The organism is Noviherbaspirillum massiliense JC206 (assembly GCF_000312045.1).
Classification (GTDB): Bacteria; Pseudomonadota; Gammaproteobacteria; order Burkholderiales; family Burkholderiaceae_D; genus Noviherbaspirillum; species Noviherbaspirillum massiliense.
Map to the genome: position 1 here is coordinate 1,915,785 of NZ_HE978634.1, position 22,187 is coordinate 1,937,971.

Genomic DNA, 22,187 nt, shown 5'->3' on the forward strand with positions numbered 1-22,187 from the left:
GTTAGCGCTATTTCAATTTGACAGTACATGGTAATTCCGGATTGGCCATTGACTGCCGAATCAGTTAGGAGGAAGGCTCATGTTCCCGAACACCAGCAAGGAATACCGCGAAGAGCCGGCTGACCATCTACCCAATCTACCGCCGTTTCGACGGCTCAAGGCGTACGCGTTCGACCCAAGCCTATCCCTTCGCCTAGAAACAGCGGCAATCAACCACACGACCTTTGAAATACCGTGGGACAGCAAATTAAAACCCGGGCCACGAGGCGACTATATTGAAGTGGTGGACTATGATCCAGCGAGCGGGTGCTGGTATGACCCCGTCGACTTGAATGCGACGCATATCCTTGCCCAGGACGGTCTCCCGCCGTCGCAGGGCAATCCACAGTTTCACCAACAAATGGTCTATGCCGTGGCTATGAACACGATTTCAAATTTTCAACGTGCACTTGGGCGGCAAGTCATGTGGTCATCGCGCGACGTCCCTGCATCAAAAGCCACGGGGGCCCAGCGCGATCAATATGTGCCAACTCTGCGTATCTATCCCCATGCATTGCGCGCAGCTAATGCCTATTACAGCCCGAAAAAGAAAGCCTTGCTCTTTGGTTATTTCCAGGGCCCGACCGGCACCGTATTTTCATGTTTATCACAGGATATTGTCGTACATGAGACGACGCATGCTCTGCTTGATGGAATGCATCGAAGGTACGTGGAGGACAATCACCCCGATACGTTGGCCTTCCATGAGGCGTTTGCAGATCTGGTCGCCCTGTTCCAGCATTTCACGCTGCCTGAAGTCCTTAAGCATCAGCTGGAACGGACACGCGGCAACCTCGAGGCGCATACATTGTTAGGCGAGCTTGCTCAGGAATTCGGGGAAGCGACGGGTCGCTACGGGGCCCTGCGCAGTGCTATTGGAGAAATTGGGCCTGATGGCGAGTGGCACCTTATCAAACCGAATCCCAGGCGCCTGCATGAGGCCGCAGCTCCGCATGAGCGGGGCTCAATTTTAGTGGCCGCCGTGTTCTCGGCCTTCCTAGCCATTTACAAGGCACGGACGAAAGGCCTACTTGCTATTGCAAGCGCGGGGTCCGGGAAATTACCTGAGGGCATACTTCATCCTAGCCTGATCGAAGCCCTTGCCCTCCAGGCTACGAAAACGGCAAGGCACTTTTTATATATGTCGATTCGCGCGCTAGATTATTGCCCGCCGTTCGACATTACATTTGGTGACTATCTGCGCGCACTGATCACTGCAGACTATGACATGGTTCCCAATGACAAATACGGGTACCGGGTGGCCTTGATTGAATCGTTTCGCCGTTGGGGCATTGTGCCGGAAGGGCTCAAAACGCTGTCAGAAGAGCAGTTGCGCTGGCCCTACGCCAAGCTCGAGTATGAACATGGTTGGAATGCGCTCGCGGCGGTGGCCGACAATTTAAAAGAACTCATAAGTAATGCGCTGTATGTCGACGAACGCAAAAATGTATTCGACTACTTGAAAGATGCGCGAATAAAAACGCATGAGTTTTTGCGTGGCGCGCTGACGAGAAAGGAAGAACAAGCTCAACGCGAAGCGTTCATGAAAGTGACAGGACTAAATTTGTCGCCTGAGATAAAAGAGGTCGCAAGCCAACTCTATCGTCGACCAGAAAAAGCTGTGGAGCTACCTTCTTTTGAAGTGCATTCAGTATTGCCTACGCTGCGCGTTACCCCTGACGGGGAGATTAAAAAACAATTGATCATTTCGGTAACCCAGAGGGTCGCCGCGGACATTAATCGTGATGATCCAAGCTGCGGGACATTCGATTTCCGCGGTGGAAGCACGCTTATCTTTGATATGGACGGCGATCCGACCCTGCGGTATGCCATCACCCGTCCGATTGGCGATCAAAAGCGCCTGGAGGCGATTCAAGCCTATAAAAGTGCCCGCAGCGAAAAGCGCTTTTCACTGCGGGAGACCTACTTCAGCGGTCTTTCGCTGTCATTGGAAGAAGAACCATTTTGTTTCTTGCATGACGAGTACTAGGAGATCGAAATGGCTCCAAGGACAAGAAATGCGCCAGGGAAAAAACCATTGGAACATCAAACCGTTTCCGGTCGCCGCAGCACAGACCAGAAAGGTGATAACCCAATCGCGGAAACTCCACGCTTGCGTATCCGCATGTACCGACATGGCTTGGGAGATTGTCTCCTGCTCCGCTTTGCGCAATCTTCCGACCGCACATTCAATATCGTCATTGACTGCGGCTTAATCGGCGTCGCACGAAACCCGAAAGAGACAATGGCAAGGGTAGTGCAAGATATATCAACCGCTTGCGACAAGCACATCGACGTCGTGGTGATGACGCACGAGCACTGGGACCATGCTTCCGGATTCTCGGCTCAGCAAGCTAGAGAGATATTTAGCCAGATCACGATCGGCGAAGTTTGGTATAGCTGGACGGAAGATCCATTGAACGCCCTCGGCATCAAGTTGCGTCAGGAGCGTGCTGATAAAGTAGCCGCATTGGCACAAGCAGTGCGTTCTCTCTCGGAACTGACTGGGGAGGAAATTGCTGCCGAGCGATCAAGAGACTTGACTGCGATGCTCGGTTTTTTTGGAGTGGAATCGCCAGAAGATTTAGATGAAATGCTAGATGCGCCCGACGGCGGGTTCGGTCTGGCAGGACGTCCTAAGGCAATCGGCAAGACTCGGGATGCGTTCGAATATCTGAAGAACAGCAAGACGGTCAAGACACGGTTTTGCTACCCGGAACAGCCGCCTTTCTCACTCTCAGGTGTGAAAGGCGTTCGTGTGTATGTCCTTGGACCACCACAGGATGAAGCATTGATTAAAAAAAGTGCGCCAACGAAAACGGGACGTGAAGTATACGAAATGGCATCTGAGTGCAACTATGCATGCAACCTTGCCACCGCCTTTTCGCGATTAGGCGCGGATAGCGCCATACAAATGAGTAACAGTGATGACTGCCCATTCGATGTCATCCATCGACGAATACCAGGATGCAATGACCATGACTCTCCGGAACTCGGCGAACTGATTCACGACACCTGGGCGGATTCGGAGCAGGAGTGGCGCAAGATTGAGTACGATTGGACCCAGGCGGCCGAGACATTAGCACTCAACTTGGACACCCATACCAACAATTCTTGTTTAGTACTTGCATTCGAATTCATCGATACCGGAGACGTGTTTTTATTCCCCGCAGACGCGCAAATCGGTAATTGGATGTCATGGCAAAACCTGCAGTGGGAGATCCGAACCTCATCAGGACCATCAATAGTGACCGGCCCTGACCTTCTGAGACGAACGGTGTTTTATAAAGTCAGTCACCATGGAAGCCACAATGCGACGTTACGTGCTTTAGGCCTTGAACAAATGACGAGTGACGATCTAGTTGCCTTTATTCCTGTAGTCAGGGAAGACGCGCAAAAAAACCGATGGATGGGCATGCCGTTTGAACCTCTCGTCAAACGGCTCAAAGAAAAGACGGGCGGACGGCTACTACGTTCCGACGACGCGGAACCACCGAACGCGGAAGACTTGGCGAAGCTCCCGTCAAGGGCACAAGATACTTTCCTTAAAGCGATAGAAATCGGCCCTGATAAACTTTATTTTGAATACCGCTATCAATGAATCCGAACAGGATCGAGAGTGATGCTAACCGAGCACTGCCATTTCCAGTTCGTGCAGCCGTAGCTTGGTGCGGGCGAGGACTGCGCTCCGTCATTTCTCTCTATCAGAGAATGCGATCGTCGCCCGCTGTTTCCGTATCCGTTATAGCTCGTTGCGTCTACCGATCACTCACAATCATTCACAGAGAAATGGCGAGTAAACAAACGGCCTGATTTACTCGTCAAATTGACCGAAAGGACATACTAGACGACTTCTAAGCGTACTCACCAGAGAGTCTACGCAATTTCTCCGCCCAATTACAAAGTGCGGTTTCTACTATAAAAACGGGTTCGAGGGTGCTATCGCCTCGTGAACATCTCCGATATCCGACAAACGTGGCACGATGCATGGGAATGTTGGATGTATGGCACGCCATCACAATGCTCCTGTTGCACTACTCCTCAATCAAGGAATAAAGAACCATGTTCGAAGGAATAGTCTTTGCGCTGGCCTCCGCTTCCCTACTGGCCTGGATAGTCCTGACGTTGTGGCACGGCAGTTTCTGGCGGATTCGCTTCCCTCGACCATGTGCCGAGCCGCGCCGCTGGCCCACCGTCGTCGCAATCGTGCCGGCACGAGACGAGGCCGACGTGATCGACGCAACTCTGGAAGGCCTGTTGCAACAGGAATATCCGGGCGCCTTCCATGTCATCCTTGTCGACGACCATAGCACCGATGGGACGGCATCGGTCGCTGCGGCCGCTGCTAAAAAACTGTCCCAGGAAGCGCGCCTGACGATCGTCACCGCACGAGACTTGCCTGCCGGATGGGTTGGCAAAGTCTGGGCGCAGTCCGAAGGTCTGGCGGTACAGCAACAGAATTTTCCCGAAGCCCGCTATGTGCTGCTAACCGATGCCGATATCGGCCACGACCGGCAGGCGCTGAGGCGTCTGGTTGCGCGCGCCGAAGCCGAGCAGCGTGTATTGACCTCGCTGATGGTGCGTCTGCAATGCGCATCGCCGGCGGAAAAGGCATTGATTCCCGCGTTCGTATTCTTCTTTACGATGCTGTACCCATTTTCCCGCGTGAACGATCCATGTAGCCGTGTGGCAGCTGCCGCGGGCGGCTGCATGCTGGCGCGAGTCGACACATTGATGGAAATCGGAGGCTTTGCCGCAATCAAAGATGCGCTGATCGACGATTGCGCATTGGCCAGGCACATGAAGCGCCATGGTCCGATCCGACTCGACCTTGCACAGGATAGCTATTCACTGCGCTCATACGGCTCCTGGTCCGGCGTATGGAACATGATTGCCCGCAGCGCTTACACGCAGTTGCGTTATTCGCCTTGGCTGCTGGCCGGCACGGCGCTGGGCATGCTCCTCATGTACATGGTCCCGCCTGCGCTCACTCTGGGATTGACATTCACCGGTAGTTACCCCGTCTGGCCGGCACTCCTCGCTTGGCTGATCATGTCCGTGATCTATACACCGATGCTGCGTTACTACCGGCAATCGCTATTGTGGGCGCCGGCATTGCCCCTGGTCGCCATGTTCTATCTGGGTGCCACTGTTGCCTCCGCCTGGCGATACTGGCGGGGCCGAGGGGGTCAATGGAAGCAGCGCTCACAGGCGATCCGGCAACCGCCCTACCTGAGATAACCCTCGCGGCCGAACCACTCGAGCGCGGCGCGCAGGGCCGGCAGGTGCGGTCCTGGCCGATAACCCAGATCGCGCTCGGCTTTGGCCGACGAGAAAAACATCCGGTTCTCCGACATCTTCAGGCCATCCACCGTTACGAAAGGCTCCTTGCCGGTCAGGCGAGCCACGGCTTCGGCGGTTCGTGCAAGCGGATACAAGGGCCATACCGGCAATTTCATGCGAGGCGCGCGCCGCCCCGTCATCTCGGCGATTTCGCCGAGCAAATGCTGCAGGGTGACATTGTCGCCGCCGAGGATATAGCGCTCTCCGATCCGCCCATGCTCCAGTGCCAGAAGATGGCCTAGCGCCACATCTTCCACATTGACCAGGTTCAAACCGGTATCCACGAAGGCGGGCATCTTGCCGGTCGCTGCTTCGATAATGATGCGTCCGGTCGGCGTCGGTCGGATATCTCGGACGCCGATCGGCGTAGATGGATTGACGATGACCGCCGGCAGTCCGCAACGAGTGGCCATCTGTTCAACCAACCGCTCGGCCAGGACCTTGCTGCGCTTGTAGGCGCCAATCGCCTCGTGCACTGCTACCGGCTCATCTTCGGTTGCCGCAATAGTGCTCGGGCCGACTCGCAGCGTGGCAACACTGCTGGTATATACCACGCGTTCGACGTGATGCGCGAGCGCCGCCCGCATGACAGCGCCCGTGCCCTCGAGATTGTTGCGTTCGATTTCGCCAGGGTCGCGTGCCCACAGCCGATAATCTGCTGCCACATGGAACAGGTAGCGCACGCCTTCGAGCGCGCGGCTGACGCATGCCTGGTCTCGCATGTCGCCTTCCACAATCTCCGCATCCAGTCCGTCCAGGTTGCGTCGGGGACTGCTGGGGCGAACCAATATGCGCACGTGGTAGCCGCGCTGTTGCACTGCCCGCGCCACTGCTGACCCGACAAAGCCGGACGCGCCTGTAATGAGTACCCGGTCTGGCATAGACATGCCTCATCTCTGTGTTTGCAAATAATCCGAAACACCCTCAAGAACATATTCCGCCAAGCCTTAAAGTTCGGCCTTGATCGGTTTCGCAACATGTGTCCAGATTGGCGCAACACGTGTTGCGCAACAAAAACTCCGTGCCGCCGGGCCAGATGATTGCGCCGGCATATCACCACTATTCAGTACGGCAACCAGGTGCAACACCGTGCTGCTGTCTTCATCTCGGTAGCGCAGGAACAGAACGAACCTGATCCGATCGAATCAATCTAATTTGTTTTTCATGCAAGGGGAAGGCCATGTCACCCCAGGAAGCCAAGGACGTTGCCAAGGCCAAGGTCCCGCTGCGGGTCATTCTTGCCCAGCCGCGCGGATTCTGCGCCGGCGTCGTTCGTGCCATCGAAATTGTCGAAAGATCGCTGCGAAGGCATGGCACTCCCGTGTATGTCCGCCACGAAATCGTTCACAACAAGGCGGTGGTCAACGACCTCAAGGACAAGGGCGCCATATTTGTCGAGGAACTGGATGAAATCCCGAAGGATGCAGTAGCCATCTTCAGCGCCCATGGCGTAGCCCGAACGGTCGAAGCCAACGCCAAAGACAGAGGCTTGCATGTCCTCAACGCCACCTGCCCGCTGGTAACAAAGGTCCATATCCAGGGCCGGCAATATGCTACCCAAGGGCGGGTCGTGATCCTGATCGGGCATGCCGGCCATCCGGAAGTCGAAGGCACGATGGGCCAGATCGACGGCCGGGTGCTACTGGTGCAGAACGAGCGCGAAGCCGAACTGCTGGACCTGCCCGCCGATACGCCGCTGGCCTACGTAACCCAAACCACGCTGAGCGTGGATGACACCCGCGGAGTCATTGCCGTACTGCACCGGCGTTTTTCCAATCTCGTCGGCCCGGACACCCGCGACATTTGCTATGCCACGCAAAACCGCCAAAGCGCGGTGCGCGATTTATGCAAGCAAGTGGATGTGCTGCTGGTCGTCGGTGCCAAGAACAGTTCGAACTCGAATCGCCTGCGCGAGATTGGTACCGAAGCCGGGATCCCCAGCCATCTGCTAGCAGATGGCAGTGAACTCGACCCGGCCTGGGTACGTGATGCCCGTGCAGTCGGCATCACTGCCGGCGCATCGGCGCCGGAAGCAATGGTCGCGGATGTGATCAATGCCTTGCGCAAGCTGGGAGATGTCGAAGTTTCGACGATGGATGGGCATGAGGAACATGTCGAATTCCGTCTGCCTTCCGAGCTATCGGAAGAAGTGTCTACCGCGCCCGGTGCGCCCTGATGACGAGGAGCTTGATTTGGCTATTCCCATATTGCAAAAAGCGGTGGTAGGTGCGTATATCCTTCGCAAGCATGTGTCCGGGCAGAAGCGCTATCCGCTCGCCATGATGCTCGAGCCCCTGTTTCGCTGCAACCTCGCGTGCTCCGGTTGCGGCAAGATCGATTATCCGGACGACATTCTGAATGAGCGCCTGTCCTTGCAGGAATGTCTGGAGTCGGTCGATGAATGCAATGCACCAGTCGTGTCGATCGCAGGCGGGGAACCACTCCTGCACAGGGAAATGCCGCAAATCGTGCAAGGCATTATTGCCCGCCGCAAGTTCGTCTACCTGTGCACCAATGCTCTGCTCATGGAGAAGAAGCTCGATCAATACAAGCCGAGTCCCTTTTTCGTCTGGTCGGTCCATCTCGACGGCGACAGGCAGATGCATGACCGCTCGGTCTGCCAGGAAGGCGTGTATGACCGCGCGGTCGCGGCAATCAAGCTGGCAAAGGATCGCGGCTTTCGCGTCAATATCAATTGCACCTTGTTCAACGATGCGCAGCCGGAGAAAGTCGCCGCATTCTTCGACACCGCCAAGGACATGGGCATTGACGGCATCACGGTTTCGCCCGGCTATGCCTATGAGCGCGCGCCGGAGCAGCAGCACTTCCTGACGCGCAGCATGACCAGGCAATTATTCCGCGACATACTGAAGCTCGGCAAGGGCGGCCGGAATTGGGCCTTCAGTCAATCCAGCCTGTTTCTCGATTTTCTCGCCGGGAACCAGACTTACCACTGCACTCCCTGGGGCAATCCGACGCGCACCGTGTTCGGCTGGCAGCGGCCGTGCTATCTGCTTGGCGAAGGGTATGCCAGGACTTTCAGGGAATTGATGGAAGAAACCGATTGGGATGCATACGGCACGGGCAACTACGAAAAATGTGCCAACTGCATGGTCCATAGCGGCTACGAAGCGACCGCCGTCATGGATACGGTGAAGCGCCCCCTTGCCGCACTCAAAGTCGGCTTGAAGGGCGTGCGCACCGAAGGCGCAATGGCGCCGGATATTCCGCTTGATAAGCAGCGGCCGGCGCAGTATGTCTATTCACGTCAGGTGGAGATCAAGCTGACTGAGATTAAAGGACGCAAGGCGACCGCAACTGAAATCAAGGCCGCCAGAACGCATTAACAACAATTGCGGGATATGAGGAATCGCAGCATGGCAGTCATGGCAGCTCGAACTTGAACCGCTGATTCCGTGGATGTCCCATCTTCTTGCCGGTGGGCTTATGTCGACATTATTGACAGGCGCGGGATACGCCCTGACACTTCTCGCTTCGCTTTATGCGTTCGTCGCGCTGTTCTGTCACGCGCGTACCTATCGCATCGACGCAGCCGGCCGCCGTGACCTGTCTCCTTCCCGCTTGCCGGTTACCGTACTCAAGCCATTGTGCGGCCTGGAACCCCGGCTGGAAGAGAACCTCGCCACACTGTGCGAGCAAACCTATCCTGTCTATCAATTGCTGTTCGGTGTGCGCGATCCGCAGGATCCGGCGATCGCAGTGATAGAACGCCTCAAGGTCCGCTTTCCGATGCAGGACATCCAGCTGGTCCTGGACACACGCATACATGGAAGCAACCTCAAGGTCAGCAACCTGATCAACATGATGCAGGCCGCGCGCCATCCCTGGCTGGTGATTGCCGACAGCGATATCGCGGTACGGCCTGACTACCTGGAAAAAGTCGCGGCGCCGCTGGCCGACCCTGCCGTCGGCATCGTCACCTGCCTGTACCGCGGGCGTTCGCTCGATACCTTCTGGAGCCGGCTGGGCGCGCTGTTCATCGACACCTGGTTCACGCCTTCGGTGCGCGTGGCCAGCGCTTTCGGCAGCAGCTCCTTCGGCTTCGGCGCGACCATCGCGATGCGCGCCAGCATGTTGAGCGCGATAGGCGGCTTCCATGCCATCCGCAATCGCCTCGCCGATGATTACTGGCTCGGCCAGCTGAGCCGCGATCTCGGCCATAAGACGGTCGTATCCGAGGTGTGCGTGACGACCGATGTGACGGAAAGCGACTTCCCGACGCTGTGGTCGCGGGAGCGGCGCTGGATGCAAACCATACGGGCGATCAACCCGATGGGTTATGCGTTCACCTTCGTGACATTCACCTTCCCGATGCTTGCAGTCGGTTTGTATCTGGCACCTACCGCATGGAACTGGGCCTTTTCCCTGTCTGGCGTGGCAGCCAGATTAGGTTTGCATCTTCGCAAACCCGCTCCCGATCTTCCCGCGGCTGGCCTTGCTCATTACGCGCCCCTGCGCGATGGCTTGCTGTTCCTGACCTGGGTGAGCGCATTCTTTGGTGACACCGCGCAGTGGCGCAAACAAACGGTGCCGATCGACGATCCCGCGGAACCGGCAGCCTAGGAGGCTATTCCGGAGTCCGGCACGGCGAGCGATTTGGCGGAAATTTGAATGGTTTGAATTTCATTTAGACGGCAGATACCAATGAAAACTCTATTCCTGCAAGCGCCCTCTTTCGAGGGCTTCGATGGCGGTGCCGGCTCCCGGTACCAGGCCAAGCGCGAAATCAAGTCCTTCTGGTATCCCACCTGGCTGGCGCAGCCGGCCGCGCTGGTGCCGGGCAGCCGATTGCTGGATGCTCCTGCCGACGATCTGAACGTCGAACAGACGCTCGCGATCGCGCAGGATTATGAACTGGTGATCATGCACACCAGCACGCCATCCTTCCCGACCGATGCGAAATTTGCCGAATTGCTCAAGGAGCGCAAGCCCGGAATCATGATCGGCATGGTGGGTGCCAAGGTTGCAGTCGATGCCGAAGAGTCCTTGCTGGCCAGCGATGCCATCGATTTCGTGGCTCGGGAGGAATTCGACTACACCTGCAAGGAAATTGCCGAAGGCATGCCGCTCGACCAGGTGCTGGGCATCAGCTACAGGCAAGCCGACGGCAGGATCGTGCACAATCCTGCACGGCCGATGATCGAAGACATGGATGCGCTTCCGTTTGTCGCGCCGATCTACAAGCGAGACCTCAACATCAGGAATTACTTCATCGGCTACCTGAACTACCCGTACGTATCGATCTACACCGGGCGCGGCTGCCGTTCGCGATGCACCTTCTGCCTGTGGCCGCAGACCGTGGGCGGACACCGTTACCGTACCCGATCCCCCGAGAGCGTGCTCGCCGAAGTGAAATGGATCAAGGAGAACATGCCCGAGGTCAAGGAAATCATGTTCGATGACGATACCTTTACCGATTTCCGGCCGCGTGCTGAAGAAATCGCCCGAGGCCTCGGAAAACTCGGCGTGACCTGGTCGTGCAATGCGAAGGCCAATGTACCGTACTCGACCCTGAAGATCATGAAGGAAAACGGCCTGCGACTGCTGCTCGTCGGCTATGAATCCGGCGATGACCAGATCCTGCTGAATATCAAGAAGGGTTTGCGTACCGATATCGCGCGCCGCTTTTCCGACGATTGCCGCAAGCTCGGCATCATGGTGCATGGCACCTTCATCCTCGGGTTGCCAGGTGAAACACATGAAACGATTGCAAAGACCATCGCCTTTGCGAAGGAGATCAATCCCCATACGATCCAGGTGTCGCTCGCCGCACCCTACCCTGGCACGCGACTGTATGAACAGGCGGTGGAGAACAACTGGATTCCTCCGAACAAGACTATCCACCTCGTGAATGAAAGCGGCGTGCAACTGGCCGCCATCAGTTATCCCCATTTATCCAGCGAAGAGATTTACCACGGCGTCGAAGCTTTCTACAAAAGCTTCTACTTCCGGCCCAGCAAGATCTGGGAAATCGTCCGTGAAATGCTAGGCAGCTGGGACATGACGAAGCGCCGGTTGCGCGAAGGCGTGGAGTTTTTCCGCTTCCTGCGGGCGCACGGTGCCTGATGTTGAAAATTGGTCATCACAACAGGGAGTGGCACGCCAGCCGCGCTCGAGTGATTGCCGATTCCAGATCGGGCAAGGAAGCAGCGTGACGAAGCGCGCACCGGGCCTGATCATCACAGCCGACGATTTTGGTCTGCATGCGAGCGTCAACCTGGCGGTCGAACGCGCTCACCGCGAAGGCGTGCTCAGTGCCGCCAGCCTGATGGTGGCAGCGCCCGCAGCCGCCGATGCAATTGCACGGGCGCATGCCTGCCCCAAGCTGCGCGTCGGCTTGCACCTGGTACTGGCCGACGGTCACGCGATATTGCCGCCCCATCTGATCCCGGACCTCGTCGATGCCCATGGCCGCTTTGGCGACCGCATGGCCTATGACGGCGCGCGGTTTTTCTGCATGCCTTGGGTGCGGCGCCAGCTTGCCGCCGAAATCCGCGCGCAGTTCGAAGCCTTTGCCGCCACCGGATTGGCGTTGGATCACGTCAACGCCCATAAGCACTTTCACCTGCATCCCACCATCCTCTCGCTGATCATCGCCATCGGACGGCCCTTCGGCTTGCGCGCGGTGCGCCTGCCGCGCGAAGCGGGCACGCCTCTGTTGCTCAGACCCTGGCTGGCACTGCTGCGGCGCAGGCTGGCTGCAGCCGGCATCGCGCACAACGACTACATGGTAGGCATCCGGCACTCCGGAAAATTCGATGAGGCAGCCTTGCTCGACACGCTGGCCCGGCTGCCGGGACAAGGCGTGGTGGAAATCTACCTGCACCCGGCGCTGGAATCCGGCGCCGCGATCGGCGCATCGATGCCGGATTACCGGCATGCGGATGAGTTTGCCGCCCTGATTTCACCGCGCGTGCGCCAGGCGCTGGAGCAACTGGGCCGGCACGGTGTGCGCCTGGGTGGTTTCACGGACCTGCTTGCGTCGACATGAAACGGCTTGCCTACCTGAGCGGTCTGGCTGGCCTGTTGCTGCTGATCATACTGGTCGTCCGCGAGGGATGGCCGGAAATGCTGGCAGCCTTCAGGCGCGCGGGCTGGCCCTTGCTGCTGCTGCTGCCGGCGCATCTCGTGCCGCTGGTCTTCGACACGCAGGCTTGGCGCGTGCTGCTGGAGCCGGTGGATCCGAAAAGAATTGCCGGATTTCCCTTTCTGCTGTGGGTCGCCGCTATCCGCGAGGCGGTCAACCGCTTGCTGCCGGTGGCAAACATCGGCGGGGAAATCGTGGGCGTGCGCCTTGGCCTCCTGCGCATGTCTGATACAAATGCAGTCACCGCGACCGTAATCGTCGAGGTGCTCGTGACTATCGTGGTGCAATACCTGTTCTGCGGCTTGGGCATCGTGCTGATGATGCATATCGCTGCCGGCATGAACCAGGTCTGGACAATAGCCGCCGGCCTGCTGCTGTCATTGCCGCTGCCCGTGCTGATCTACCTGCTGCTGCGCCATGGCGCGGTGTTTGAACGCCTGGAAGCCTGGGCCGACCGCCTGCTAGGCGAATACAACCGTTTTTCCCTGGGCCTGGACGGCGTGAAGCTGGATGCGGATATCCATCGCCTCTTTGCCGATCCGTGGCGCCTGATACGTGCATTGGCCTGGCAATTGGCCGGCTATCTGGTCAGCACGTTTGAAACCTGGTTTGCACTGACCTTGCTCGGCCATCCGGTGAGCCTGAGCACTGCCCTCGCCATCGAAGCGCTGACCCAGGCGACCCGTCATGCCGTCTTTATCGTCCCGGCCGGGCTCGGCATACAGGAAGCAGCGGTGATGCTGTTTGGCCATCTGGCCGGTGTCGGCAGTGACGTGTCTCTGTCGCTGGCGCTGATCAAGCGGGCACGGGAGATTCTGTTCGGCGTGCCGGTGCTGCTGTGGTGGCAGTGGGTGGAGGCACGCCAATTGCGCAAATCGAAATCGCCTCCTGATACCGGGATTTCCGATTCAGCATGACCATCGATCCTGTTCGATGGAGCGAGCCTTGGCCAAGGCTACGATCGGGCGACATGGACCGGATGAAGCACCAGTTCCCCGCTATCGTTCATTGTGCGCCTGCAGGAATTTGATCAGCCCGTTGATGCCGCCCTTGGCAATCTGGTCGGCGAACTGCTGGCGATAAATTCCGATCATCCAGGCGCCCATCATGTTGATGTCATAGATCTTCCAGCCCGCATCGCTCCTGTTGAGCCGGTAATCGATATTCATCGTGTCGCCGTTGTTGTTGACGATGGTCTTGACCACGGCATCCGTCGCATTGGAAGGCAGCGACGCCGTCGGCTGGAACTTGAATTGCATGTTCTGGCCGCTAACCTGGGCGAGCTGGGTTGCATAGGTATGTACCATCAGGGTCTGGAATTGCTTGAACAATTCATCCTGCTGGGCCGGCGTGGCCTTGGACCAGGCATTGCCGACCGCGAAGCGGGTGGAGCGCCGGAAGTCGGTGTGCGGCAGGAATTTCTGCACGACCACGCGATTAAGCGCATCCGGGTCGCCTGCGCTTGCAGCGGGATCGGTCTTGATGGACGACATCACGTCTTCGATCGCGCGCTTGACCACCGTGTCCGGGCTCTGGCTGTTGGCTTGTTGTGCATAAACATAGGGCGCGGCAGTCAGCACGATCAATGGCGCCCAGAAAGATGGATTCATTTGCATTTTCCTTTGCAAACGGCTGGTTGACAGAAATCGACGGCCGAATCGGCAAATCACTTTCGTCAGAAAAGAGTCGGGAACGTCATGGACAGAAAAGCAATCAACACTAGCGTCTCGTCCGCACGTCCTTTTGCCGGAAGGAAAATGCGTGTTGCCGACGCTGGCCTGTCCTGCATCCGTAAACGATATACATGAGATAGTAAACCACGTAACGCATGCTCACTGCCGCCATCGCCAAGACCGTCGATTTTTCAGTTCGCCACGCATGGCGGGTGATCGGCGTGTCGGTGTTGCTGGTGCTGGTCTGCGCCGTGTATGCCGGCCGTCATTTCGCAATCAATACCGATGTCGGCCGGCTGCTCGACACGGACGCGCCCTGGGCACAACGCGAAGAGGCGCTCAGCAAGGCGTTTCCACAGCGCGGCGACGTGACGCTCGTCGTCGTGCACGCTCCGGCACCCGAGTTCGCCGCGGAAGCCGCCCGCGAACTTGCGGCCCGCCTGCAGCAGCAATCCGGTTTCTTCCATTCGGTGACGCTCGCCGACGCCGGTGATTTCTTCACGCGCAACGGCTTGCTCTTCCTCGACCTGAAGGACGTCAGCGACCTTGGCAATAAATTGACCGAGGCGCGCCCCCTGCTGAACTCGCTCGCGCGGGATCCCTCCTTGCGCGGTCTGTCGAATTTGCTCGCGGTGACATTGCTCGTGCCCCTGCAAACCGGCCAATTGCATCTACCCGACATGGCACCCTTGCTGGCCCACAGCGCCGACGCGGTAGATGCCGCATTGGCCGGCCGCCCGGGGGCTTTATCATGGCGCACGCTTGTCGACCCGGGCGAAACGGGCAACGGGAAAGGCCGCAGCTTCATCGAGGTCAGGCCGGTTCTGAATTACAACGATCTCGAACCCGGCGCAGCATCGGCGGATGCCATCCGTGCGACAGCGGCGGATTTGCAACTGGCCCGGCGCTACGGCGCCAGCGTCGCACTGACCGGCGCTGTCCCCTTGTCGGATGAAGAGTTCTCTTCGGTGCAAGAGGGAGCCGTGCTCAGCGGGATTGTTACGCTGATACTGGTCCTGCTGATCCTGTGGTTCGCCCTGCGTTCAATGAAGCTGGTGGCCGCGGTATTCCTGACCATGATCGGCGGGCTCGTGGTGACGGCAGCGCTCGGCCTCCTGATGGTCGGCGCGCTCAACATCATTTCCGTCGCGTTTGCAGTGATGTTCGTGGGAATAGGCGTCGACTTCGGCATACAGTTCGGCGTGCGCTTCCGCGAGAAGCGCTACCACGAACAGAATGTGCGGGATGCGCTGGTGGAAGCCGCGCACTCGATCGCTTTTCCGCTGACGCTCGCGGCCACTGCCACGGCGGTCGGTTTTCTGGCGTTCCTGCCCACCGATTATCGCGGCGTGTCGGAGCTTGGCCAAATCGCGGGCGTCGGCATTTTGTTCGTGGCCTTCCCCTCATGCATGACCTTGTTGCCGGCCTTGATCGCCGTCCTGCATCCGAAAGGCCGCGAGGTCATGCCGGGCTATGCCTGGCTGGGGCCGGTCGACCACCTGTTCCAGGCGCACCGCAAGCCTCTGCTGTTCGGCACGATCGCGGTGATTCTCGCCGGACTACCCTTGCTGCGGCATTTGCATTTCGACTTCAATCCCCTGCATTTGAAGGACCCCAACAGCGAGTCGATGGCCACCCTGCTCTCGCTGGCCGACTCCCCGCAAGCCGGGATGGACAATCTGAATGTGCTGAGCCCGTCGCTGGCCGCCGCGCAGACGCTTGCCGCCAGGCTGGAACAGCTTCCGCAAGTGGCCAAGGTCATGACCCTCGCCAGCTTCGTGCCGGACCGGCAGCCGGAAAAACTGCAACACATCGCGAAAGCGGCGGGCAGCTTGCTGCCGGTGTTGCAGCAAAAACCTGCCGCCGACGCCAGCGATGTGCAACGGGTAGCGGCGCTGCGCCGTGCCGCCCGTGCCTTGCGCAACGCCGCCCTGGACCACGAAGGCCCGGGTGCGCCCGAAGCGCGCCGCCTGTCTGCAAGCCTGACGGCACTGGCGCAAGCCGATGCTGCTGCGCGCGACCGCGCGGAAACGGCGGTTGCGCTGCCGCTCAAACTGGCGCTGGCCGATTTGCAGAAAGCCTTGCAGCCCCAGACAATTACTCTGAACAATCTTCCTCCCGAATTGATCCGCAACTGGATCACGTCCGACGGCCGGGCGCTGGTCGAGATTGCACCGAAAAAAGCCGCCGCTACGGAGTCGAGGGATGGTGCGCAACTGCGGGATTTCACGCAGGCAGTATTGAAGGTTGCGCCGGACGCGGCCGGCGGACCGATTACCGCCCAGGGATCCGCCGACCTCATCATTCGCGCCTTCATCCATGCAGCCGCACTGGCGCTGGTCGCGATCACCCTGTTGCTCTGGGCCGCCTTGCGGCGTTTCGACGACGTATTGTTCACCGTGGTCCCGCTGCTGGTGTCCGGACTGGTCACGCTGGAACTTTGCGTGGTGTTCGGCATTTCCCTGAATTTCGCCAATATCATCGCGCTGCCCTTGCTGCTGGGTATAGGCGTGGCGTTCAAGATTTACTACGTCATGGCCTGGCGCAGCGGCGAGGGAGAGCTGCTGAAGTCCGGCCTGACGCAGGCGATCATTCTGAGTGCGACAACGACCGGCACTGCCTTCGGCAGCTTGTGGCTGTCGGCGCACCCGGGCACATCCAGCATGGGCAGGCTGCTGGTCTTGTCCCTGGTGTGCACCTTGATCGGCGCAGTATTTTTTCAGCCCATCCTGATGGGCAAGCCGCGCCACGCTGCGGGATCGGCATAAGCGAATGCCGGATTCGGAACGGAACCCGGTATCGCGCATTCATCACAAGAACATCGCGGAGATGACCATGTATCGAACACAGCGTCCGAGAACAACGAAGAGCATTCCGGCCCTGGCAATGTCGATCGCCGTGCTGAGCGCCGTCAGCGGCTGCGCCACCGGCCCTGACAGCAACCCCAATGATCCGCTGGAACTTCTCAACCGCAAGACATTTCAGTTCAACGACGCGGTCGACCAACGGGTGGCAATACCGATTGCAAAACGATACAACGAGTACGTCCCGGGGCCGGCCCGAACCGCGGTCAGCAACTTTTTTTCGAACATCGGCGACGTGACGGTGATGGCGAATAACTTTGCACAAGGGCGTGGTGCCGACGGCCTTTCCGACATGATGCGCATCCTGACCAACACATTCTTCGGAATCGGCGGCCTGATCGATATCGCCACCCCCGCCGGCCTGCCGAAGCACGACCAGGATTTCGGCTTGACGCTTGGGCACTGGGGGGTGCCGGCCGGCCCCTACCTGGTATTGCCGCTGTTCGGGCCGAGCAGCTTCCGCGATTCAGCCGGTTTTGCAGCGGACCAGCAGATCAATCCGACCAACTATGTCGAGGGGGGCCCACGCTATGGTTTATGGGGAACGAATTTTGTCAGCACGCGCGCGCGCTATCTTGGCGTGACCAACCTGCTGGAGGCGGCTGCGCTCGACAAGTATTCCTTCGTCCGCGATGCCTATCTGGCGCGGCGAAAATCCCGGGTGAACGAGGGAAAGGAGGAATCCTTGCCGAACTACGACGGCGAGGAGGTGCCGGCCGATAAGGGCACGGACGAAAAAAATCCGGCCGGCGAAGCCGGGACGAAGGGCGCTCCGCCGCAACTGGGACCAGCCACTGGACAGTGATCGCGAACAACCGGCACGCCACGAAAACCGGATGCGCGGCCCGGCGCTATCCGCCGAACTGCTTCATCACCCCAATTCGGAACAGATCCCGGTCATTCTTTTCCCTGAACGTCTGGACGCGGCTGAAGCTCGCATAGACCTTCACACTGTGGGAGAGAAGCCGCTCGGCCTGGAACGTCAGCAGCCCATCCACACGGAAATTATCATCCGATGCGCGTTCATTCCTTGCAAGATAAGGTCCTACCCCGGCGCTGACGCTCCATTTATCGGTGAGCGACTGGACATACCATCCTTGCGCCGCGATACCGTACCGGTTCACACGGGAACCGTCGTCGCCCTCGGCCAGTGCGGAAACGGATGCGGCCCATTGCCCCCAATACCGCTTGCCTTCGAGCGAAATTCCGTACGTCATGTCGGTCATTGTTTGGTTGGTTTTCGAACTGCCGGTGGCTACACCGAGCCAGAACGGATGTGGCCCGGAGCCCTCGTCGGGATAGGCCGGCGCTGCGTCGAAATACTTGCCGATTCCCGCCATCAATGCGGTGGATGAATGCGCATCATGCACGACCGCATGATTGATGCCGATGCGCAGGTGCAGGCCGGGAGAATACTGGTCCAGTCCTACCCTCAGCGCAGCGGAAATCAGGCCGCCCCAGTGGGATTCGTCGATCTCACGGCCATCTATCGTAGTGGTATTCATGTTCAGATACGGCCCGATGCCGAATTCCACGGCGAGATTCCTGCGGAAGCGGTTGGCGTAGACCAGCTGTGCGGCGAAGCCGTCCCGGTGATTGTTGTTCGGGTGGCCCTCGTTGTAATACACCATGTCTGCACGCAGCTTCTCCCGGTCGGACAAGAGTGACGCTGGGTAAAAGAACGAGGGAGAGAGATCTCTGCCGAAACGCACATCCATTGCTCGCCAATGCACGGTCGTGTCGCTGCCCACATTTTTCCCGTAGGCTTTGCCATTCCCGAAAATGGCCGACACATAAGCTCCGTTCCCGTCGGCTAGCGCTGCCTGGACGGAAGTGCCCTCGTCTGCAACGAAATGCGAACGGGAGGATTCAGCAGTGCCGGCCAGAGCATCGAACGTCCAAGGCAGGCAAGCGAAAAGACACAACACGGACAATTTCATGGCTCGCGGCAAAATGAAATTCGGCAGGCCGTGTTGCCGCTGCGCCGGCCCTGAAATGACAGACTAGCTTACGCATTGCGAAACACAATGATGCGCCTGCGATTTTTCCTGCCGCCCCTGATCACGCACAGCATGTGATGCCGTGATCCAGAATGACAGCGCCGCAATGCGTCAACAGGACTTACGTTGCTGTAACGGCATGGCAAACGCCAGGCCGGTGCGCAAGCGGACGGTCCGCAATGTCCGTTTGGCCGCACCGGCATCGGCCGTCAGCTGCATCAGTTTCGGCAATTGCCCCGGATGGCGGATCAGGGACCGCAGAATGCGCATGAGCGCAATCCTGCCGTCGTCGCGCAAACCAGCCACGGCAGCGGGCGGCAGGCTGCGCTGTGCCGGGTCGACAATCACCCGGCACGCGGCAAACGGCAGCCCAAACCGTTGCGCAATGCGTGCCGAGTGATGGGATTCCATATCCACTGCGCAGGCGCCGCTGCTTGCACGCAGACGAGCCTTGTCGGCTGCATCCAGCACAGGTCGGTCCGTGCCGGCAAGCGTACCCCGAATCGCCTGCGGCAGGCAGGCATGCAAGGCACTCTGCCAGGTGGACTCGACAGGAAAGCGCCGATCCGGTGCCGCGATTGCGTCGGCAACCACGCAGGTGCCCGACGGCAGCGCAGGATCGAGGCCGCCGGCCGTGCCGAAACTGATAATGCCTCGGCACCGCTTGCCTTCCCGCATGACCAGCTCTTCCAGTCGCATTGCAAGCCGACCCGAGCCGAGCCCGCACAGCGTCACGACGCCGGCTCCCGAGGCGATTGCCGCTTCGGACGCCATGCCGCATACCGCGATCACACACGATGCGCCAGTGCCTTCACTCGAGGGTTGCAGGGGGCGAGGCATTACATCCCTACGTCTACCTTGCGTCGGCCCTGCTGATTCAGGTTGCGATAGCGCGCCAGTGCCCACAAGGGAAAATACCTGCAGTAACCGTAATAGCGCAGGTAAAACACGCGGGGAAAGCCTGTCGCGGTGTAGTGCGGTTCGCACCACAGGCCGTTGCTGTCCTGCTGGTCGACCAGCCAGGCGATGCCGCGCGCGACTGCGGGATGCTCCACCGCCCCGGCAGCCATGAGACCCAGCAAAGCCCATGCCGTCTGCGATGCGGTGCTTGGCGCCGGTTCATAGCCCTGGTAGTCGAGTTTGTAGCTCATGCCATCCTCGCCCCAGCCGCCGTCCGCGTTCTGGATTGTCGCCAGCCAGTCGGCGGCGCGTCGCATCACGGGCGAGTCGTGCTTGAGACCCGCCGCATTGAGTGCGCACAAGACAGTCCAGGTGCCGTAAATGTAGTTCATGCCCCAGCGCCCATACCAGCTGCCATCCTTTTCCTGGCCGGCCAGAACATAGACCAGCGCGCGAGCCGCCGGAGAACCATCATCCGGCACGACCGGCCTGCCCGACAACTGCGCCAGCATCGAGAGGCAGCGCGCCGAGACATCGACGGTCGGCGGATCCAGCAAGGCGCCGTGGTCCGCAAACGGGATATTGTTCAGATACAGCTGCGTGTTTTCCGGCTCGAATGCCCCCCACCCTCCGTCACTGCTCTGCATGCCAATGATCCATTCGGTGGCGCGGGAAATCGCTTCCCGGTAGTCCAGTTTCGGATCCTGGGCACTGGCGCGATGCATGGCCATGACTACCACCGCGGTGTCATCGACATCGGGATAATGCGGGTTGGCGTACTGGAAGGCCCAGCCGCCCGGTCGCACGCCGGCCCGGCGCACCGTCCAGTCGCCGTACGTGTCGAGAATCTGCAGCGGGCGCAACCATTCAAGCGCACGTTGCGCAGCCTGAACAGCCGCCGCATCGCCGGTCTCCAGCAAAGCGTGGCTCATCAGGGCCGTATCCCAGACCGGGGACAGGCAGGGTTGGCAAAATGCCTCATCGTCGTTCACCACCAGCAGCTTGTCGATTGCCCTGCGAGCGGTTACGAACTCCGGGCTGTCATGTGGTAAGCCAAGTGCGTCGAACATCAGGACCGCATTCGCCATCGCCGGGAAAATCCCGCCGAGTCCGTCCTCGCCATTGAGCCGTGCACGGACGAACTCGACCACGGAACCGATGGCGCGCGTACGCAGAGATGCAGGGGAATATGGTTCAACGGTGCGAAGCACGGTATCGGCACCACGGAAGAATGAGAACCAGGCGAAACTCTGGTGCGGCGATTTCGGAAGCATGCCGGTTTCGGACGGCGGCCGGATGAACAGCTCGTCGATACCGACACCCTGGGGATTGCGTGCACGCGGCTTCAACGCGCCGAGCACCAGCAGAGGTGCAACCACCGTGCGCGACCAGTATGAAACCTTGGACAAATGGAACGGAGACCATTCTGGCAGCAAGGCAATTTCGACCGGCATGGCCGGGACCGCCCGCCAGGAGACAATGCCAAATAGCGCCAGCAGTATCCGGGTGAACACATTGCAGGTCTCGGCACCTCCGCGCGCGCGTATCGCTTCGCGGGCTTTCAGCATGTGCGGCGCGTCTGGTGAATCGCCTGTCATTTTCAGTGCGAAATAAGCTTTCACGCTGGCACTGACGTCGGACGCTCCTGTATGGAAAAGCGGCCATCCCCCGTCCTCGTTCTGGATGCGCCGCAGGTATCTCGCGATCTTGGATTCCAGCAAGGGATTCGGTGGCTCGGCGAGATGATGCACCAACAGCACGTATTCAGCCGAAATGGTTGCATCCGCTTCGAGCGGATAGATCCAATGACCATCCGGTTTCTGGTCCGCCAGCAAGGTGTTCGTGGCACGGGTGATTGCTTCATGCAGTTCAGCAAGCGTTACCGTTGGCATGTTTGCAGCGGCATCGGATGACGCAAATGAATAAGCGGAATATTGCATATCGATTTAACGTATCTCTTTGTCCGGTACTCGGTAGCGTGTAGCTATGCCTGGGGCTTGTCTATCGATTGAATCAATATGCATCGCAGTAGGATGCCGATGCGTTGCAGCCTGGGGGCTTTCACCGGATATCACCGCATGAAAATCGACACGTTCCAATGCGAATGCAAGGACTTGCCGATGTAGCCCAATTAAATGCGGCGGCGGATTGCCGCCATAGCAGGCGCCGGCGCGCCAATCTTCCGCTGGGCATCACAGTCAGCAATATCATCCACCGCACGGCCAGACGTATAAATTTCAAACATGGCTTGCCGCTGCAT

General features: G+C 59.1%; 16 protein-coding genes. 11 read left to right on the forward strand and 5 right to left on the reverse strand.

Annotation, left to right across the window (positions count from 1 at the left end; translation table 11 throughout):
* The first annotated feature begins 79 nt into the window (after window positions 1–79).
* From HGHM_RS09460 to HGHM_RS09470, 3 genes are all read left to right on the forward strand, one after another.
* Window positions 80–2,029: a gluzincin family metallopeptidase gene (locus HGHM_RS09460; protein WP_019141285.1), complete on the forward strand. Its 1,950-nt coding sequence runs from the start codon at window positions 80–82 to the stop codon at window positions 2,027–2,029.
* Window positions 2,030–2,038: 9 nt separating this feature from the next.
* Complete coding sequence (locus HGHM_RS09465; RefSeq protein ID WP_148415455.1) at window positions 2,039–3,640, forward strand: ComEC/Rec2 family competence protein; 1,602 nt, start codon at window positions 2,039–2,041, stop codon at window positions 3,638–3,640.
* A 461-nt stretch (window positions 3,641–4,101) separates the two neighbouring features.
* Entirely contained in the window at window positions 4,102–5,280 is a 1,179-nt protein-coding gene (locus HGHM_RS09470) for a glycosyltransferase (protein ID WP_019141287.1), read from the forward strand.
* Here HGHM_RS09470 and hpnA read toward each other — a convergent pair.
* A complete protein-coding gene (hpnA, locus tag HGHM_RS09475) occupies window positions 5,268–6,263 on the reverse strand; it encodes a hopanoid-associated sugar epimerase (RefSeq protein WP_019141288.1) in 996 nt (331 codons plus the stop codon). The two genes, HGHM_RS09470 and hpnA, sit on opposite strands and share 13 nt — an antisense overlap.
* Before the next feature lie 344 nt (window positions 6,264–6,607).
* On the opposite strand from hpnA, the gene ispH reads away from it, so the two are divergent.
* From ispH to HGHM_RS09505, 6 genes are all read left to right on the forward strand, one after another.
* Window positions 6,608–7,558, forward strand: coding sequence for a 4-hydroxy-3-methylbut-2-enyl diphosphate reductase (gene ispH, locus HGHM_RS09480; RefSeq protein ID WP_026075864.1), 951 nt, complete (start codon window positions 6,608–6,610; stop codon window positions 7,556–7,558).
* A gap of 16 nt (window positions 7,559–7,574) precedes the next feature.
* The gene (gene hpnH / locus HGHM_RS09485; protein WP_026075865.1) at window positions 7,575–8,729 is read left to right on the forward strand and encodes an adenosyl-hopene transferase HpnH; all 1,155 of its coding nucleotides are present in this window, start codon (window positions 7,575–7,577) and stop codon (window positions 8,727–8,729) included.
* A gap of 100 nt (window positions 8,730–8,829) precedes the next feature.
* Entirely contained in the window at window positions 8,830–9,966 is a 1,137-nt protein-coding gene (gene hpnI, locus HGHM_RS09490) for a bacteriohopanetetrol glucosamine biosynthesis glycosyltransferase HpnI (RefSeq protein WP_019141291.1), read from the forward strand.
* 81 nt (window positions 9,967–10,047) lie between these two features.
* Window positions 10,048–11,469 (forward strand): hopanoid biosynthesis associated radical SAM protein HpnJ, encoded by a 1,422-nt coding sequence (hpnJ, locus tag HGHM_RS09495; RefSeq protein WP_019141292.1) that lies wholly within the window; start codon window positions 10,048–10,050, stop codon window positions 11,467–11,469.
* A gap of 106 nt (window positions 11,470–11,575) precedes the next feature.
* On the forward strand, window positions 11,576–12,394 hold the full coding sequence (hpnK, locus tag HGHM_RS09500; RefSeq protein WP_075111742.1) for a hopanoid biosynthesis-associated protein HpnK: 819 nt from the start codon (window positions 11,576–11,578) through the stop codon (window positions 12,392–12,394).
* A complete protein-coding gene (locus tag HGHM_RS09505) occupies window positions 12,391–13,407 on the forward strand; it encodes a lysylphosphatidylglycerol synthase domain-containing protein (RefSeq protein WP_019141294.1) in 1,017 nt (338 codons plus the stop codon). The genes hpnK and HGHM_RS09505 overlap by 4 nt, the downstream gene beginning before the upstream one ends.
* Before the next feature lie 81 nt (window positions 13,408–13,488).
* Here HGHM_RS09505 and HGHM_RS09510 read toward each other — a convergent pair whose 3' ends face one another.
* The gene (locus HGHM_RS09510; protein WP_019141295.1) at window positions 13,489–14,100 is read right to left on the reverse strand and encodes an MlaC/ttg2D family ABC transporter substrate-binding protein; all 612 of its coding nucleotides are present in this window, start codon (window positions 14,098–14,100) and stop codon (window positions 13,489–13,491) included.
* 218 nt (window positions 14,101–14,318) lie between these two features.
* On the opposite strand from HGHM_RS09510, the gene hpnN reads away from it, so the two are divergent.
* Window positions 14,319–16,931: a hopanoid transporter HpnN gene (hpnN, locus tag HGHM_RS09515; protein ID WP_019141296.1), complete on the forward strand. Its 2,613-nt coding sequence runs from the start codon at window positions 14,319–14,321 to the stop codon at window positions 16,929–16,931.
* Window positions 16,932–16,998: 67 nt separating this feature from the next.
* Window positions 16,999–17,832 carry an MlaA family lipoprotein gene (locus HGHM_RS09520; RefSeq protein WP_161603776.1) on the forward strand — a complete coding sequence of 278 codons (834 nt, stop codon included), beginning with the start codon at window positions 16,999–17,001 and terminating at the stop codon, window positions 17,830–17,832.
* Between the two features lie 46 nt (window positions 17,833–17,878).
* Here HGHM_RS09520 and HGHM_RS09525 read toward each other — a convergent pair whose 3' ends face one another.
* The 3 genes from HGHM_RS09525 to shc all read right to left on the reverse strand — a co-directional run bounded on the left by HGHM_RS09525 (window position 17,879) and on the right by shc (window position 21,819).
* Window positions 17,879–18,820, reverse strand: coding sequence for a hypothetical protein (locus HGHM_RS09525; protein WP_148415459.1), 942 nt, complete (start codon window positions 18,818–18,820; stop codon window positions 17,879–17,881).
* 318 nt (window positions 18,821–19,138) lie between these two features.
* On the reverse strand, window positions 19,139–19,867 hold the full coding sequence (locus tag HGHM_RS09530) for a phosphorylase (protein WP_075111706.1): 729 nt from the start codon (window positions 19,865–19,867) through the stop codon (window positions 19,139–19,141).
* Window positions 19,867–21,819 carry a squalene--hopene cyclase gene (gene shc / locus HGHM_RS09535; protein ID WP_245549197.1) on the reverse strand — a complete coding sequence of 651 codons (1,953 nt, stop codon included), beginning with the start codon at window positions 21,817–21,819 and terminating at the stop codon, window positions 19,867–19,869. Before shc ends, HGHM_RS09530 begins: the two co-directional genes overlap by 1 nt.
* Window positions 21,820–22,187 lie beyond the last annotated feature (368 nt).

Coding starts and splice junctions, on each gene's coding strand:
- HGHM_RS09460 (WP_019141285.1), top strand. CDS start 80: ATGTTCCCGAACACCAGCAAGGAATACCGCGAAGAGCCGGCTGACCAT.
- HGHM_RS09465 (WP_148415455.1), top strand. CDS start 2,039: ATGGCTCCAAGGACAAGAAATGCGCCAGGGAAAAAACCATTGGAACAT.
- HGHM_RS09470 (WP_019141287.1), top strand. CDS start 4,102: ATGTTCGAAGGAATAGTCTTTGCGCTGGCCTCCGCTTCCCTACTGGCC.
- hpnA (WP_019141288.1), bottom strand. CDS start 6,263: ATGCCAGACCGGGTACTCATTACAGGCGCGTCCGGCTTTGTCGGGTCA.
- hpnI (WP_019141291.1), top strand. CDS start 8,830: ATGTCGACATTATTGACAGGCGCGGGATACGCCCTGACACTTCTCGCT.
- hpnJ (WP_019141292.1), top strand. CDS start 10,048: ATGAAAACTCTATTCCTGCAAGCGCCCTCTTTCGAGGGCTTCGATGGC.
- HGHM_RS09505 (WP_019141294.1), top strand. CDS start 12,391: ATGAAACGGCTTGCCTACCTGAGCGGTCTGGCTGGCCTGTTGCTGCTG.
- HGHM_RS09510 (WP_019141295.1), bottom strand. CDS start 14,100: ATGAATCCATCTTTCTGGGCGCCATTGATCGTGCTGACTGCCGCGCCC.
- hpnN (WP_019141296.1), top strand. CDS start 14,319: ATGCTCACTGCCGCCATCGCCAAGACCGTCGATTTTTCAGTTCGCCAC.
- HGHM_RS09520 (WP_161603776.1), top strand. CDS start 16,999: ATGTATCGAACACAGCGTCCGAGAACAACGAAGAGCATTCCGGCCCTG.
- HGHM_RS09530 (WP_075111706.1), bottom strand. CDS start 19,867: ATGCCTCGCCCCCTGCAACCCTCGAGTGAAGGCACTGGCGCATCGTGT.
- shc (WP_245549197.1), bottom strand. CDS start 21,819: ATGCCAACGGTAACGCTTGCTGAACTGCATGAAGCAATCACCCGTGCC.